Annotated in this window: 13 protein-coding genes and 1 riboswitch; all 13 genes read left to right on the top strand. The window is 53.8% G+C overall.

The annotated features are described in order from the left end of the window. The first annotated feature begins 310 nt into the window (after positions 1–310). The 13 genes from FHS19_RS05270 (at position 311) to FHS19_RS05330 (ending at position 15,569) form a co-directional block, all read left to right on the top strand. Positions 311–1,297 (top strand): iron-hydroxamate ABC transporter substrate-binding protein, encoded by a 987-nt coding sequence (locus FHS19_RS05270; protein WP_183579598.1) that lies wholly within the window; start codon positions 311–313, stop codon positions 1,295–1,297. Positions 1,298–1,529: 232 nt separating this feature from the next. Then, on the top strand, positions 1,530–2,495 hold the full coding sequence (locus tag FHS19_RS05275) for an ABC transporter permease (RefSeq protein WP_183579601.1): 966 nt from the start codon (positions 1,530–1,532) through the stop codon (positions 2,493–2,495). Positions 2,496–2,560: 65 nt separating this feature from the next. Further along, positions 2,561–3,403, top strand: coding sequence for a carbohydrate ABC transporter permease (locus FHS19_RS05280; protein WP_221223875.1), 843 nt, complete (start codon positions 2,561–2,563; stop codon positions 3,401–3,403). Between the two features lie 84 nt (positions 3,404–3,487). Beyond that, positions 3,488–5,194, top strand: coding sequence for a type 2 periplasmic-binding domain-containing protein (locus FHS19_RS05285; protein ID WP_183579607.1), 1,707 nt, complete (start codon positions 3,488–3,490; stop codon positions 5,192–5,194). A gap of 90 nt (positions 5,195–5,284) precedes the next feature. Beyond that, positions 5,285–7,192, top strand: a complete 1,908-nt coding sequence (locus FHS19_RS05290) for a cache domain-containing sensor histidine kinase (protein WP_183579610.1) — start codon at positions 5,285–5,287, stop codon at positions 7,190–7,192. Then, entirely contained in the window at positions 7,170–8,729 is a 1,560-nt protein-coding gene (locus tag FHS19_RS05295) for a response regulator transcription factor (protein ID WP_183579613.1), read from the top strand. The genes FHS19_RS05290 and FHS19_RS05295 overlap by 23 nt, the downstream gene beginning before the upstream one ends. 116 nt (positions 8,730–8,845) lie before the next feature. Further along, positions 8,846–9,775, top strand: coding sequence for a serine hydrolase domain-containing protein (locus tag FHS19_RS05300; protein ID WP_183579616.1), 930 nt, complete (start codon positions 8,846–8,848; stop codon positions 9,773–9,775). A gap of 224 nt (positions 9,776–9,999) precedes the next feature. Next, positions 10,000–10,722, top strand: coding sequence for a class I SAM-dependent methyltransferase (locus FHS19_RS05305; protein WP_183579619.1), 723 nt, complete (start codon positions 10,000–10,002; stop codon positions 10,720–10,722). 103 nt (positions 10,723–10,825) lie between these two features. After that, positions 10,826–11,152 (top strand): YrdB family protein, encoded by a 327-nt coding sequence (locus FHS19_RS05310; protein WP_183579622.1) that lies wholly within the window; start codon positions 10,826–10,828, stop codon positions 11,150–11,152. Positions 11,153–11,283: 131 nt separating this feature from the next. Continuing rightward, positions 11,284–11,389, top strand: a riboswitch (TPP riboswitch). A 139-nt stretch (positions 11,390–11,528) separates the two neighbouring features. Continuing rightward, positions 11,529–12,227: a thiaminase II gene (gene tenA / locus FHS19_RS05315; protein ID WP_183579625.1), complete on the top strand. Its 699-nt coding sequence runs from the start codon at positions 11,529–11,531 to the stop codon at positions 12,225–12,227. Continuing rightward, the gene (gene thiM / locus FHS19_RS05320) at positions 12,224–13,072 is read left to right on the top strand and encodes a hydroxyethylthiazole kinase (RefSeq protein ID WP_281382379.1); all 849 of its coding nucleotides are present in this window, start codon (positions 12,224–12,226) and stop codon (positions 13,070–13,072) included. Before tenA ends, thiM begins: the two co-directional genes overlap by 4 nt. Further along, positions 13,069–13,884 carry a bifunctional hydroxymethylpyrimidine kinase/phosphomethylpyrimidine kinase gene (thiD, locus tag FHS19_RS05325; RefSeq protein WP_183579628.1) on the top strand — a complete coding sequence of 272 codons (816 nt, stop codon included), beginning with the start codon at positions 13,069–13,071 and terminating at the stop codon, positions 13,882–13,884. Before thiM ends, thiD begins: the two co-directional genes overlap by 4 nt. A 191-nt stretch (positions 13,885–14,075) precedes the next feature. Continuing rightward, positions 14,076–15,569, top strand: coding sequence for a carboxylesterase/lipase family protein (locus FHS19_RS05330; protein WP_183579631.1), 1,494 nt, complete (start codon positions 14,076–14,078; stop codon positions 15,567–15,569). The last annotated feature ends 61 nt before the right edge of the window (positions 15,570–15,630 follow it).

Consider the following 15,630-nt stretch of genomic DNA (forward strand, 5'->3'; position numbering starts at 1 on the left):
CAGTCCAGCAGACCCGGGCAAAACCTAAAGATACGGCACCTCTTCTTCTCATATTTCTCGCTCCTGTGGGTTATTTAATACCAAGTATACCCAAAGACGGGTCACTGTCACGAAAAAAACACTTGATAATGAGATTCATTATCACTTATGATACCTAAAGAGATATCTTTCACGTAAAACCGGATGGATCATGGATGTACATATAGGTTTTCGTAAAAAAATAAGACTCTAGCCTAGATAGAATGAACTAAAGTTTTGCATTTCTTTAGTTCATTCTATATAGATGAACCAGTGGAGGGGACATACAATCATGAAATTCAAACTTAAAGGATCACTGTTGCTCGCGGTGCTGATGAGCTTTACCGTATTGGCCAGCGCCTGCGGCGATAAAGCCGGCAATTCTAATACAACGGATTCGGGGGCAGCGGCAGGAGGTAACAGCACCGCGGATACCAAGCAGGAACGCGTGCTGACGGACGCGCTTGGTCATGAAGTGAAAGTGCCTGCGAATCCGCAGCGGATCATCGCTTCCTATTTGGAGGACCACCTGCTGACACTTGGTGTCAAACCGGTGGCCCAGTGGTCGGTCGGCAAGGGATCCGTGCAGTATTATTTGCAGGACCAGCTGAACGGAATTCCTGAAATTTCTTACGACCTGCCTTATGAGGCGGTTTTGAGCTTTACGCCGGATCTGATCATTCTGAGCAGTGCGGACATGGCGACGGACGACAAGTACGAGCAGTACTCGAAGATCGCTCCGACCTACGTCGTAGGCAAAGAAAAGACTAACAACTGGCGCGAAGAATTGAAGGCGGTCGGCGAAGTGCTCGGTAAGAGCAAGGAAGCTGAGGAAGCCGTTCAAGCTTATGATATAAAAGCGGCGGACGCCAAGGAGCAGCTTCAGAAGTCCGTCGGAACGCATACGGCAGCGGCACTTTGGGTGACGGGTAAGGACATCTACGTGTCAAGCGACCATCTGTCCAGCGGTTCGGTGCTTTATGATGATCTGGGACTGGCGAAGCCTAAATTGGTAGAAGAGCTGTCCAAAACCGGCACGGCGAGCTGGAACCAGGTTTCGATGGAAAAATTCGCGCAAATGGACGCCGATTATCTGTTTATCGTGAACAGCCGCGGCGTATCGAAGGATGAGCTGCTGAAGGATCCGGTATGGGCCAGTATCCCAGCCGTCAAGGAAGGCCATGTGTTTGAATTCAACGATCATTCCAGCTGGCTGTACTCGGGTACGATCGCCAATACGCAAATCATCGATGACGTGTTGTCCAACGTTGCCAAATAAATGGGATGAAACTTGCAATGTTTTAATTAGAAACTAACGTTTTAGAAGCCTCGGTTCCGACACCTTCTGTCGGTTCCGGGGCTTTTTTTTCTGTCTTCATCACAGGAAGCCACCTGAAATTTAGAAACCTTAACTAAAATTTGAAGACTATTTTTCATAAGGACCGCCACCTATAATTAGTACCTGAAAGGGCTTACATAGGAGATTTCAGAAACGAGGTGCTTTCCAGAACATGAACGCAAGGGCCGGTATCGAAGCCGAGTGGGAACCTGCCGCCGAGAAGGCGAAAGAGAGGAAGCTCTGGCGGAAAATCGTGGGCCAGCGCTATCTGCAGATGATGGCTCTGCTAGGCGTCGCCTGGATGATTGTTTTCAACTATATCCCGATGTACGGGGTCATCATTGCTTTTAAAGAGTTCGACATTATTCACTCGATCTCTTCGGCTCCGTGGGTCGGATTGGATCATTTCAAGGAATTCCTGGAGGACGACAGTCTCGGATACGTGATCAAAAATACGCTAGGGATGAGCATCCTGAAGCTGGTGATCGGGTTTCCGCTGCCCATCCTGTTCGCACTCCTGCTGAATGAAATCCGTTCCATCGTGTTCAAAAAGTGGATTCAGACGATTTCCTACCTGCCTCACTTTTTGTCCTGGGTCATTCTGGGCGGCATCCTCGCCACCTGGCTGGCGGATGTGGGCATCGTCAACAAGGTGCTGATGGCGCTTCAATTGATCGATCAGCCTATTACATATCTGGCCGAGCCCAAATACTTCTGGTCCATCGTCGTCACTTCCGACATCTGGAAGGAAATCGGCTGGTCGGCGATCATTTACCTGGCGGCGATTTCGAGCGTGTCTCCGGAACTGTACGAAGCGGCTACGATCGACGGGGCGGGCCGGATGCAAAAAATGTGGAACATTACGCTTCCTTCGATCAAAGGCACGATTTCCATATTGTTCATTCTGGCTGTCAGCGGCATCCTGAACTCGAACTTCGACCAAATTCTCGTGCTGCGCAACTCGCTGAACGAAACGTCAAGCAACGTCATAGACGTCTACGTGTACAATGTCGGTCTGGCAGAGAGCCGTTACTCCTACGCGGCGGCGGTCGGACTGATCAAAAACGTGATCGCGCTCGCGCTGCTGCTTGGAGCCAACAGCATCACGAAACGGCTCAACAATACATCCTTATTCTGATGGGACGGCGGTGACTCTTCGTGTATTCATTCAAACGCCAAAGCGCTTCGAGCGCGATCTTTGAAATGTTCAACTCCCTGCTGATGCTGATCGTCTGCTTCGTCACGCTGTACCCGATCTGGTATGTCATCGTGAACGCATTTAATGACGGAGCGGATGCGATGCGGGGCGGCATTTACTGGTGGCCGCGGCAGTTCAGCCTGGACAGCTTCCAGGCCGTATTCCGCAGCGAGGGCATCATGACCGCCATGGGGGTCACGGTGGCCAAGACGCTGATCGGTACCCCGGTGCACGTATTTTTTACCGCGATGGTGGCGTATGCCTTTTCCAGAAAGGAGCTTGTCGGGCGCAAGCTGTACATGTTTATCGGCACGGTAACGATGTTCTTCGGCGGGGGCCTCATCCCGTACTACCTGCTGATTCGCGACCTGCATCTGCTGGACAATTTTCTGGTGTATATCCTACCTGCTGCGTTCAGCTTCTTCGACCTGATCATCTTCCTGTCGTTTTTTCGGGAGATTCCCCCGGGACTAGAAGAAGCGGCGAAGATCGACGGGGCGAACGATTTTAAAATTTTCTATAAAGTCATCATTCCGGTGTCCATGCCGGTGGTGGCGACGATTGCCCTTTTTCACGGGGTGTACCAATGGAACGATTACTTTACCGGGATGATCTTTATCAATGACACGAACCTGCAGCCGATCCAGACGTATTTGTACCGCGTCGTCGCGCAGTCGAGCTCCAACCAGATGCTGGCGTCCATGCCAAGCGGCATGGCGGTGACAGTGACAAGCCAATCGCTGAAGCTGGCTACCATGGTGGTTACCACCGCGCCGATCGTCTTCGTGTACCCGTTCCTGCAAAAGTACTTCGTGAAAGGCTTCATGATCGGATCGATCAAGGAGTAGCCGGGAAATCCGGGTGTATCCATGGTTATCAGTCCCGCCTGCGGGATTGCTAATAGATTAACGAAAGAAAAGGGGTTAGAATCCATGAGCAAAGCGCGCAGACTCATGACTTCCATGGTCGCTCTGACCGTCGTGTTCACGATGGCGCTGTCCCTTGCGGGATGCTCCGGCGGCAAGAGTGAGACCAACGGCGGCAGCACCGCCGCGACAAGCGGAAGCACAGATGCGAAGAACACGTCGTCTACGGGCGGCGGGGAAGCCAAACCGAATCCGGACGAGCCGGGCTGGAAGTCGGACAACGCACCGATCACGTTCGACTGGTACATGAACTTTTCCTGGTTCAATAAAAAATGGGGCGGCGACGCGACTGCCGAATACGTGACAAAGAAGACGGGCGTCAGCATCAACTTTATCGTTCCGGCGGGTAATGAGAACGAGAAGCTGAATACGATGATCGCCTCCGGCAAGCTGCCGGATTTCATCACGCTCGGCTGGAGCGAGGAAGCCGTCAAGAAGATGATCGAGGGCAAGCTCGTGCTTCCGCTGAACGAATTGGCTGACCAATACGATCCGTACTTCTTCAAAGTGGCCGACCCTGCTAAACTGGGTTGGTACACGCAGCCGGACGGCAACATTTACGGTTATCCGAACGCATCGTCCTCCCCGGAAGATTACAAGAAGTACGGCTCGAACTTCACGTCAAACCAAACGTTCGAGGTCCGCAAGGACATGTATGAAGCCATCGGCAGTCCGGATATGAGCACACCGGAAGGTTTTCTGAACGCGCTCAAGTTGGCGAAGGAGAAGTTCCCTGAAGTGAACGGCCAGCCGCTCATTCCGCTCGGGCTGCATGAATTCAGCGAGACCGGCAACTACTCGCTCGAAGGCTACCTCCAGAACTTCCTGGCGATCCCGCAGCAGAAGGACGGCAAGCTGTATGACCGCCGTCTGGATCCCGAATACATTACATGGCTGAAGACGTTCCGCAAAGCCAACGAAATGGGGCTGCTCTCGAAGGACATCTTCATCGACAAGCGTCCGCAAATGGAAGAAAAAATCGCACAGGGCCGCTACTTCGCAATGCTGTACCAGCGCTCCGACTTCGATGCGCAGAACATGTCGCTGTACCAGAAGGACCCGAACTCGGCGTATATGGCGATCAATGGTCCGGCGAACTCCAAGAAGGACGCGCCGACCCTCTCCGGCCCAGGCATCTCCGGTTGGACGCTGACCCTGATCTCCAAGGACGTAAAGGACAAAAAGCGGGCGATCGAGTTCCTGACCTACCTGATCAGCGAAGAAGGCAACAAGGATCTGTTCCTCGGCGAGAAGGGCGTCACCTACGACAACATCGACGGCAAAGACCAGTTCCTGCCGGATGTCGTGAAGCTGCTGAATACGGATCGTACCGCGTTTGACCAGAAATACGGCGCATCCTACACCTACTGGATGCTGATGGATACGAACATGAACCTGCAGTGGGCGCCGCCGGGCGTCGACCCGCAGAAACAGATGGCGGACTGGACGAAGGGCAAATCGATCAGCATGTCCGAATTCGACAATCTGGATCCGCCGAGCACGTCTGAAGAGGGCATCGCCGGCAGCAAAAACGCACGGAATTGGGGCAAGCTGCTGCCGAAACTGCTGCTGGCCAAATCGGATGCCGAATTCGACGAGATGTGGAACAACTACGTCGAAGACCGCAACAAGAATAAACAGGACAAAATTGATGCGTATCGTCAAAAGGCATACGAAGAAAACATAAAAAAACTGGAAGCGCTCAACAAATAAGCGCCTTCTGACACAGGCCTGGAATCCGCGATTTTTTGCTCGCGGATTTTCAGGCTTATTACCATAATGGGCTGGGTGGTGCTTGCGGTAATGATCAAACTTGCCCGGAATCGAATGGCCAAGCTGTCGACCGCCATCGGCCGGATGCCGATTCAATTAAAGCTGATCCTATCGTTTATCTGTATTATTTTGATTCCGATCACCCTGGTTTCCTGGTATTTATTCAACGGGGTATACTTGAATACGATCAAAGACTTGACCAAGAAAAACCAATATATTCTGGAGATCGAAAAGACGAATGTGGCCAACAACATGCAGGTGATGGAACGCACGGCCCAGCTGGCCATCTCCAACAGCGAGATCAATGAGTATCTGCAGAGCCGGGAGGAGCTGGACACCGCCGATTTGATCGATTTTAAGATGAAGACGTTCTCCAGCTTTCAATACTATCTGTTTAACAATCCGAACATTGCCAACATCCGGCTGTATTCGGAAAACCCGAACGTGAGGGAGTTTTGGCCGGTTATTTTCAAAGAATCCCGGATCAAAAACAAACCCTGGTACCAGACGGTCCTTCGGCGCAACGGACTGGTCTGGTGGGAGATCAGCGCGACCAATAAGGATGTGATCAAGAACAGCACGGTGGCCAGCGACCAGGTCGGTGATTTTGTCACGCTGCTGCGCGAGATCAAATATCCGAACGATAAGCATAATGGCATCCTGGAGGTGACGATGGAGCTGAACAACTTTTTCATGAAAACCTTCAGCAGCGTCCAGGATACGAGCTCGCAAATGATCGTGGTCAACCGGGAGGGCAAAGCGTTCACCAATCCGTCCCTGAGCCTGATGCAAACGCTCCCCGTCGGAACGATCATGGCGGAGTTCGCCAAGCATGGCAGGAGGACCGACCGCGAATTCACCTTTACCTATAACGGGACGCCGTATTTATGCATTCCGAGTGATCTGGAGCCGCTGAACAGCTATCTGTTCAACGTCGTTTCGCTAAAAAGCGCTTTGTCGGACGTGAGCAAACGGCGGAATACGATTATCATTGCGACGATTATTCTGATCGCCCTGCTGTCGGCCACGTCCTACATCCTGCATTCCTTGATTTTGAAAAAACTGAACATTTTGCGTGACTCCATGAAAAAAGTACGTAAAGGCGACTTTAATTTCGAAATTGACATTACAAGCATGGATGAGATCGGGGAATTGGCGCATCATTTCCGCCAGATGCTCAAACGGATGAACGAGCTGATCGTCGAGGCCGTAAACCGTCAGGCGGCGACCAAGGAAGCGGAGCTGAAGTCGCTGAAAAACCAGATCGACTCCCATTTTTTGTACAACACCCTCGAAAACTTAAAGATGCTTGCCGAAATTGAGGGCCAATACACGATATCCGATTCGCTCACCTCACTCGGCCGCATGATGCGCTATAACCTGCAGTGGACCAGCAACCATGTGCGCCTGAGGGATGAACTGGAGCATATCCAAAACTACATCGCCATCATGAACATACGCTATGACAACAATCTGGTGCTCAACATCAATGTCCCCCCGGTCCATATGGAACAGGAAGTACTGAAGATGTCGCTCCAGCCTATCGTTGAGAACGCCGTTAAGCATGGGATGGGTTCCCGCGCTGAGGACGGCGAAAAGCTGGAAATCGCTATTCATGCTTATGTATCGGGGGACAGCATCATTATCGAGGTCTGCGACAATGGCGACGGGATTCCCGAGTCTAAGCTGAAGAAGGTCAACCTGATGATCCGCCTGGAAGACGCGGAATATCAGCAGATGCGGAAGGAGCTGAACGACGGGGAAAGCAGCGGTATCGGACTGCGGAACGTCGATCAGCGTATCGTCATGTTTTACGGGAAGTCGCACGGGATCCGGGTGGAAAGCGCCGAAGGAAGTTTCACGCGGGTCACGATGACTCTGCCATATCTAATTCTAGCGGGAGGTGTGCCTGCCCATGTGCAATCTGCTAATCGTTGATGATGAGAAAAATATACGGGATGGCCTGAAAGCGATGATTCGCCGCGAGTTCGGCGATGCCTACGCACTGCACTTTGCCGCGAACGGGCAGCAGGCGCTTCAAGTCATGGACGGCACGGAAATGGACTTGGTCATTACCGACATCCGCATGCCGGTGATGGACGGAATCGAGCTCATTAACCGCTTACAGGACCAGGAGCCGGGGCCGGATCTGGTCATTCTAAGCGGTCATGACGACTTCCAGTATGCCAAAGCGGCGATCCGCTGCAATGTGAAGGAATACTTACTGAAGCCAATCGTACGTGATGAGCTGTTCCGGACACTGCGGCGCCTTGACGCAGAGCGCATACGCAAGGGCGAAATCGCCGATCAGCTGCGCGGAACGAAGGCTCTGAAGGAAAATTATGCGGTGAGCCGGCTGCAGTATCTGTTTTTGCAGGAAGGGATGGACGAACACGGTATTCGGGATGTAGTCCTTCAGGCGGGACTGGATTGGCTGGATGCGGGGGGATACGCCGCGCTAGTTCTCGTTCCGGAACGTTACCGGGATTCGGGCTGGGACGAATTTACGGCTTATGTTGACCTGATGATCGGCTGGCTGCCGGGCGAACGTTATATCCGTTTTTACGACAAAGATGGCAAGCTCGTTGTGTTTACCGACACCGCTGCTCCGTTCAACCGGCTGGGGGAGGCGATCATCCGCCAGTCGGCCAGCGCCATCCGGGCCGGCATCAGCGAACAGATGTCGGGAGCAGGGGAGGTGAAGAGAGCTTACCAGCAGGCAGGCCGGGCGCTGAAATACTTCTTGTTCCAAAACATGCCGGGACTTATTTGGAGCACGGAATTGTCCGGTAAACGGGCTGACTACCGCATCCCGCTGGAAGACATCCGGAAGACGGCCAACCTGCTCGGACTGGACCGGGATGCCGAACTGAGCCGGCTGCTGCAGCATATTTTCGATATCCGGACAATTCTTCAGTATGATATCGGGTATCTGGAAGGGATCGGCAGGGCATTTAACGAGCATGTATTTGACCAGGTGTTTCAGACCTATGGCGAGGAATCCGTGGACATTCTGAAGCTCCACAAGCAGGTGGGAAACCTATATAACTTCAATCATTTTCATGATTATTTCCACGGTTTGGAGAGCCTGATCTTCCTGCTGAGCGATTATGTGAAACGGATGCGGTCGATGCATTTCGACCAGAACGAGATTCAGCGGGCCATCGTTTATATCGAGGAGCATTATCATGAAAACGTGAACATGGCCGTCGTGTCCAACCATGTATCCTTGAATTATTCGTATTTTAGCCATGCTTTCAAGGAGTACACGGGGGAGACGTTCGTCAGCTATTTGCGCAAGCTGCGGATCCGTAAAGCCAAGGAGCTCCTCAATAGCACGGACCTGAAGGTATACGAAATCAGCGAGCAGGCCGGGTTCGAGAACGTGAAACATTTTACCCGGGTCTTCAAGGAAATGGAGGGCGTAGCCCCGCTCGAATACCGCTCGCAGCAGGAGGCGCTGAGGCGGAGATGATACAAAGATAGGCTGGCCAAGGTTTTGCGAAATAAAAAAGAAACCAGGCAGCAGGGAAAGCAGATGGTGTTGGCGAACGTATATTCCTATTGCGATTATCACTAGGAGGAGTGTATGTGAATCTGGATAGAATGCCTGACCAAGCAGCGTTTGAGCCATTGGATGAAGTGGTCCGCAAAGCGCGTACCGATTACGGTGCGTCAGCTTCATCCGTTCTGGTCATACATAACGACAGAATCGTCTATGAGCAGTATCGTGGATTTCATCACCATAAAGAAGGAGCGGTTCCCGTTACGGAATCCTCCTTGTTCAACATTTACTCCACCCGAAAGACGTATATATGCTGTGCAATGGCGATGACGGCTCTGGACAACGGAGTACCGATATCCACCCCGGTTGCAGAAGTGTTGGGCAATTACCCCGGTGAAGATTTGGGGCAGCTGACATTACGCGATTTGGTGACCGTGTCCGGCCCGAAATATTTTCATAATAAGCAATGGGAAAGGGAAGGGATTCAAGGGCAGGTGGTGAGAGCCTTGTCAGGGAAGTCTATTGGGGCTTTTCTGGAAGAGCGCATTTTAGAGCCGCTCACCTGCAAGGAAACCATATGGGCTACAGCGCCAACGGCCGGTCTTGTCTGCGATTATGCAACGAATCCAAGTTATGCTACGGTTCGTCTGGAATCTCATGAAGGGCATGAAAGAAATATGTATACCAGCACAAGGGATTTGGCCAAGTGGGGCTATTTGCATTTGAAACGTGGAAACGTAGGAGGTCATCAGCTGATCCCTGCGGCATTTTATCGGCTTAGCGACGAGTTGAAAACGAAGACTCCGGATCGTCGCATACTCGGTTGGTATCATCGGCCGGAATGGTTCTACGCTACCGGAGCGGCAGGATGCCATGTGGTCGTCTTCCCGGAGCATCAGGCCGTGGGTGTCAGAATGCTCAATAAGTACACGAGCCGTTATGAAGATGACCAGTATCTTTTTGATAACGCCCTCCTGAAGTGTCTGCAGCAAGCCGGGACGGCGGGCGTCCTGTAGCTGAAAGAATTGCCGGCGGAAGCAGGCTAACCTAATAAAACTAGTGTATTAAAGAAAGGGGCTGCCGCCAGGCAGCCTTTTACCGTTTGCTGGCAGCGCATTGAAGGGGCATTCGACCGCTACAAAGTTCTGCATGGCATGCATAAAGCTGGTTTATTTATATCCAACCTTTCTGTGGGTTGGTATAATATGGTGGAGAATAGCGTGTTAACGGAGGTGGTTGCATGAAAGAGAGGGTTCTCGAAGCTTACTCTAAGCTAGCCAAGGACTATGAATTTCATACCGATTCGGACAGCGGCGCCAACGCTTACTATGAGCGTCCGGCCATGCTTGAGCTGCTGCCGTCGGATTTGTCCGGACTTCATGTCCTAGATGCAGGTTGTGCTGCAGGATGGTATACCGAGCAGTTTATTACCCGGGGGGCCGTGGTATCGGCGATCGATCTCAGCCCTGATATGGTGCAGGCGGCCAAACGGAGAGTCGGCGATCAGGCGGACATTCGAGTTCACGATCTAAGCGAACCGCTTCCGTACGATGCGGACAAGTTCGACTTGATCCTCAGTTCGCTAACGCTGCATTACATCGAAGATTGGGATCCTTTGTTCCGTGAGTTTCAGCGGGTATTGAAACCCGGAGGAACCTTTTTGTTTTCAGTGCATCATCCGTTTATGGATTTTACTGTTTTTGAGAGACCGGATTATTTTGCGAGGGAGCTGCTTGTTGACCGATGGACGAAGAAAGAAGCAGGCAGCGTTGAAGTCACGTTCTTCCGGAGGCCCTTGCAGGAAATCGTCAACATGACGTCAAAATGGTTTGTGCTGGATCGGCTTATCGAACCAAGACCGGTTCCCGAGTTTATGGAGCGGCTGCCGGAGTCGGCGGATTTCTACCAGCGGATTCTGCATCGCCCGCATTTTTTAATTATGAAAGCCCACAAGCCGGAGTGAGGGGGAAGGGGCTTTACCGCGGTAGGCAAAACATGACTGGATGGTTTCCCGAGTATGGCTTCATTCCAAAGGCCCTAACCGGCCCAAAACGGAGGGTTTGGCAATGATTGTGATCGACCTTATCTTTTTTCTGATGGAGCTATGTGCACTTGCAGCCTTTTGCCTGTGGGGGTTTAAACTGGATGCCGCCTTGTGGATCCGTATTGTGGCTGGAATAGGTTCGCCGGTCGTGGTCGCAATTTTTTGGGGCATGTATGTCGCGCCGAAAGCCACCTTCCCGGTAACTCTCCCCGTGCGGGCTGTGCTGCAGCTGATCGTATTTGGTTTGGCTGCGGCTGCGCTGTATGGATCAGGTTATCGAACGGCCGCCGTCATTTATGCCGTTGTCGTCATCATCGAGATGATCCTTACTTACGCGTTGAAACGGTAAAAACATGCAGGCGAAGGGACATCCGCATAGACGATCGGCGAGTTATCACCGGTATCACGCTGGCATCTTTTTTGTTTGACAAGACCGACAAACGGAGCTACAGTTAATCATGAACTTATAAAAATCATACGAAAATCCACTAGGGGAGCTGCGGTAGGCAGCTGAGACAAGTGATCGCTTGGACCCTTTGAACCTGATCCGGTTAATACCGGCGGAGGGAAGTGGAGCGGGCCTTTACATACGCAACTTTCCGGATGAGATACATTCAGGATGACACTGCAAGCAGCGGCCGCTCCATTTCGGGGCGGCTTTTTTGTGTTGGCTTCCCCGCGCTCCGGCATGCGATTTTCGTCAAAATTAACGGAGGTGCATTATCATGGCCCGGTTTACTGAAGAATTGAGACACGCGGCAGATCCCATTTATCAAGCGATCTTCGAGCATCCGTTTGTACGGGGAATTGCGGAAGGTTCCTTATCCAAGGAGCAGCTGATTCACTATGTAAAGCAGGATTTTGAATACTTAAACGCCTACATCCGGATCTATGGCATTGCCATATCCCGATGCGATTGCCGGCAGACGACCGCGCTTTTCAACGAACAGATCTCGTTTATTTTGAATAGTGAAACGCATCCCCACCAAAACTTTTGCGATGTCGCCGGTGTTGCATATGAGGACCTGCAAGGGTATCCGCTGGCTCCATCGGCCAATCATTACATCCGGCATATGCTGAACGTCGCCCACGAGGGGGGACTTGAGGATATTGTAGCCGCGCTGTTACCTTGTCCATGGACCTATACGGAAATCGGCCAACGTCTGCTGGCGGAAGTCCAGCCGGAGGAATCCCATCCGTTTTATGAATGGATGCACTTTTACGGGGACCGGGAGAGCGGGGTGACGGTACAGCTGCGGCGGCTGCTCGACGAATGGGCGGAGAGCCTTCCTTCCTCGAGAAAAAGCCGGCTGATGGAGCATTTTCTGACCAGCTGTCAGCTGGAGTACATGTTCTGGGACATGGCGTTTACGCTTGAGGATTGGCCGGTTCCCCTGGCTGCAGCGGAAGGGGTGGGACGATGACCGCCGAAATGTTCCCGTCCGGATTCATCCAGCTTCCTTCACGGATAAAAGAGCAGCGCCCGCTCATTCACAACATGACAAATGTGGTCGTAACCAATTTTACGGCCAACGGCCTGCTTGCCCTTGGCGCCTCCCCAGTAATGGCCTATGCCAAAGAGGAGGTGGCCGAAATGGCTCGGGTCGCCCAAGCCGTTGTCCTGAATCTCGGAACGCTAAGCAGCGAATGGGTGGAAGCGGCGATCATCGCCGGCCGATCGGCGAATGATCACGGCGTTCCAGTATATCTGGACCCCGTCGGAGCGGGGGCGACTACGTTTCGGACGGAGGCAGCGCTGCGCATTTTGCGTGAGGTGCGCGTGTCACTGATCCGGGGAAATGCAGCGGAGGTTGCCCATCTCATTGGTGAATCCGGCGCAATTAAAGGCGTCGACGCAGGTGAGGCTGGAGAGTCCCCTCCCGCCGACTTGGCTGCACGGGCGGCAAACCGTCTGGGGACTCTCGTCGCAATAACCGGGCAAGAAGATGTGATCACCGACGGAACGAGAGGGTACCTGATCCGGGGCGGACATCCGATGCTGACCCAAGTCACCGGGACCGGATGCCTGCTGACATCGGTGATCGCGGCTTTCGGGGCGGTCGAATCCGATCTGTTGTCTGCGGGCGCGGCCGCCTTGGCGTACTATGGTGAAGCGGCCGTCCGGGCCTTTGAACGGGCAGGCATTGAGGGACCGGGAAGCTTCCAAATCGCATTCCTGGACGCGTTGTCCGTGATGGACCGGCATCCGCTGGAGGAACGAACGATTACCGCCCTTCTGGAGACGGCAGGAAGGGGATTTGTCCTATGATCATTCCAAAAGCATTGACGGTTGCCGGCTCTGACAGCGGCGGCGGGGCAGGCATTCAGGCGGATATCAAGACGTTCCAGGAGCTTGGCGTATTCGGCATGACGGCCATTACAGCCATTACGGTTCAAAACACACTCGGGGTACAAGGCGTATATCCGCTCCCCGCGGCTGCGGCAGCCGAACAAATGGAAGCTGTGGGCACCGACCTCGGTGTGGATGCGGTGAAAACCGGTATGCTGTTCAGCGGGGATATTATTGAAGCCGTTGCTGACCGCATTGAAGCATTTGGCTGGAAGAACGTGGTCGTCGACCCGGTTATGGTCGCCAAAGGCGGATCGCGGCTGCTGCAGCAGGACGCCGTGGACGCGCTGAAGAACAAGCTGCTGCCGCTGGCTGCTGTCGTCACACCCAACATTCCGGAGGCGGAAGTGCTCGCGGGGATGGCGATCCGGTCGATGGAGGAACGCTGCGAGGCGGCCTACCGCATCGCGGCTTACGGTCCGGCGATGGTTGTGATCAAGGGCGGACATGACGAATCGTCAGACAAAGCGGTTGATCTTACATTCGACGGAAAATCCTTCTTGACCCTGGAAGGAAGTCGGATTGACACGCTTCATACGCATGGAACGGGATGCACCTTCTCGGCCGCGATCGCCGCTGAGCTGGCTAAAGGGAACCCGGTCAACGAGGCCGTACGGACGGCCCGTGAATTCATCCAGGCGGCCATCGAGAACACGCTAGGTATTGGCGGCGGGAACGGTCCGACGAATCATTGGGCCTACCGCAGCCAAAAGGAAGGGGCGGCAAGATAAAGGCAGCCGATCCCGGTCTGCTCCACAAGCGGTTAGCACCTGTCTATGCAGACAGGTGTTTTTCTTGGCGCTGGCTTCCTTAGATGTTCGTCGATAGATGTTTTTTTGCACCAAGCTTCGGTTAGGCTTTGTCCAATTTTTAGTGTTACAATGGTAGAACGATTCCAATGCTAGAAAGGATGTTAACGAAATTGGACCAACTCCTCATCCGTACTTACAATGGCCTGATTGAAGGATATGTTCAGAACGGCGTCCGGACCTGGAAGGCGATTCCTTACGCCGAGCCCCCCGTCGGCGAGCGGCGTTTCCGGAAACCGCTTCCCGCTCGGCCATGGGCAGGCGTCAGATCCGGGGATATGATGGTTCCGCTTGCTCCGCAGCGCGTCAACCCCACAGGTGGCGCTTTTAGACTGAAACGGGATCAGATCCCGCAATCTGAAGACTGCCTGTTCGTCAATGTGTGGGCCCCCGACGAGCCGGCATCGCAGCCGCTTCCGGTGATGGTATGGATCCATGGCGGCGCCTTCGTGACGGGCGGCGGCGGCCTGCCCATATATGACGGCTCCGAGCTGGCGCGCCGTGGGGGCTTGATTGTAGTCAGCCTGAGCTACCGGCTGGGTCCTCTCGGTTTTGCACATTTGTCCCCATTTTCCCGGGAGACCGAGGACGGTTATGTAAGCAACGCCGGTCTGCTGGACCAAATCGAGGCGCTGCGCTGGGTGAAGCACAACATTGCCGCTTTCGGCGGTGATCCGCAGCAGGTGACTGTATTTGGGGAGTCGGCGGGAAGCATGAGCATCGCGGCGCTGCTCGCAATGCCTGCGGCACAGGGCTTGTTCGCCCGGGCGATTATGCAGAGCGGTGCTTCCCAGGCGATTTCGGACCGCCAGGGCAGGCTGCTGGCGAAGGGGCTGCTGGATCTCCTTGGTATTCCGGATGATCAGCTGGAGCGGCTGCAAGAAGTGCCCGCCGAGGATATCCTTCGAGCGGCAGATGAGTTGAAGCAGGCGGCCGGAGCGAGTGCCGTCATGCTGTTCCAGCCGGTCGTCGATGGGAAGTCGCTGCCCGTGTCGCCATTGGAAGCGGTGGCCGCCGGTTCCGCGGCCGGTATCGAGATCATCATCGGAACGAACCGGGATGAGGGGGCGCTCTTTATACCCGAAGGAATGCCGATGCTGACAAAGGAACAGAACGCCCGGGCATATACGGCCGTGACCGGGACGAAGGAGGCGGCCAACTGGATCGAATCGTATCCGTTGACCGTGGAGGGGCAGCGTCAGGCGATGACCGAGCTGTTCTTCTGGAGGTCGGCCCTTCAGTTCGCAGAAGCCCAGCTTCCGCATGCGGCGGTATGGATGTACCGTTATGATTATGCGATGGTGCCGGGCGATCCGCTGCTGGGAACGGCTTTTCATTCGGCCGAAATTCCGTTTGTGTTTGACAATCTCGACTTGCTTGCGGGCGCAGGTATGCCGGTTAACGAAGAGATGCGGACCGTGGCGAGACGAATGCAGGAGGCCTGGACGTCTTTTGCCAAACATGGACAGCCGTCAACGCCATCTTTGCCGTGGCCGGCTTACGATGCGGAAGAGCGTTCAACGATGGTGTTCGGGGCAGACAGCACGGTTACCCGTGATCCGGACGCGGACAAGCGGCGGATGCTGGCCGGCGGATCTAACGAATAACCACCCTAATCACCCTATGGAAAAAGGTCACACCTGAGAAACCAGGCGTGACCTTTTTCCA

Source organism: Paenibacillus rhizosphaerae (assembly GCF_014192015.1).
In the GTDB taxonomy this organism is placed as follows: Bacteria; Bacillota; Bacilli; order Paenibacillales; family Paenibacillaceae; genus Paenibacillus_AQ; species Paenibacillus_AQ rhizosphaerae.

Coding starts and splice junctions, on each gene's coding strand:
- FHS19_RS05270 (WP_183579598.1), top strand. CDS start 311: ATGAAATTCAAACTTAAAGGATCACTGTTGCTCGCGGTGCTGATGAGC.
- FHS19_RS05275 (WP_183579601.1), top strand. CDS start 1,530: ATGAACGCAAGGGCCGGTATCGAAGCCGAGTGGGAACCTGCCGCCGAG.
- FHS19_RS05280 (WP_221223875.1), top strand. CDS start 2,561: ATGTTCAACTCCCTGCTGATGCTGATCGTCTGCTTCGTCACGCTGTAC.
- FHS19_RS05285 (WP_183579607.1), top strand. CDS start 3,488: ATGAGCAAAGCGCGCAGACTCATGACTTCCATGGTCGCTCTGACCGTC.
- FHS19_RS05290 (WP_183579610.1), top strand. CDS start 5,285: ATGATCAAACTTGCCCGGAATCGAATGGCCAAGCTGTCGACCGCCATC.
- FHS19_RS05295 (WP_183579613.1), top strand. CDS start 7,170: ATGTGCAATCTGCTAATCGTTGATGATGAGAAAAATATACGGGATGGC.
- FHS19_RS05305 (WP_183579619.1), top strand. CDS start 10,000: ATGAAAGAGAGGGTTCTCGAAGCTTACTCTAAGCTAGCCAAGGACTAT.
- FHS19_RS05310 (WP_183579622.1), top strand. CDS start 10,826: ATGATTGTGATCGACCTTATCTTTTTTCTGATGGAGCTATGTGCACTT.
- tenA (WP_183579625.1), top strand. CDS start 11,529: ATGGCCCGGTTTACTGAAGAATTGAGACACGCGGCAGATCCCATTTAT.
- thiM (WP_281382379.1), top strand. CDS start 12,224: ATGACCGCCGAAATGTTCCCGTCCGGATTCATCCAGCTTCCTTCACGG.
- thiD (WP_183579628.1), top strand. CDS start 13,069: ATGATCATTCCAAAAGCATTGACGGTTGCCGGCTCTGACAGCGGCGGC.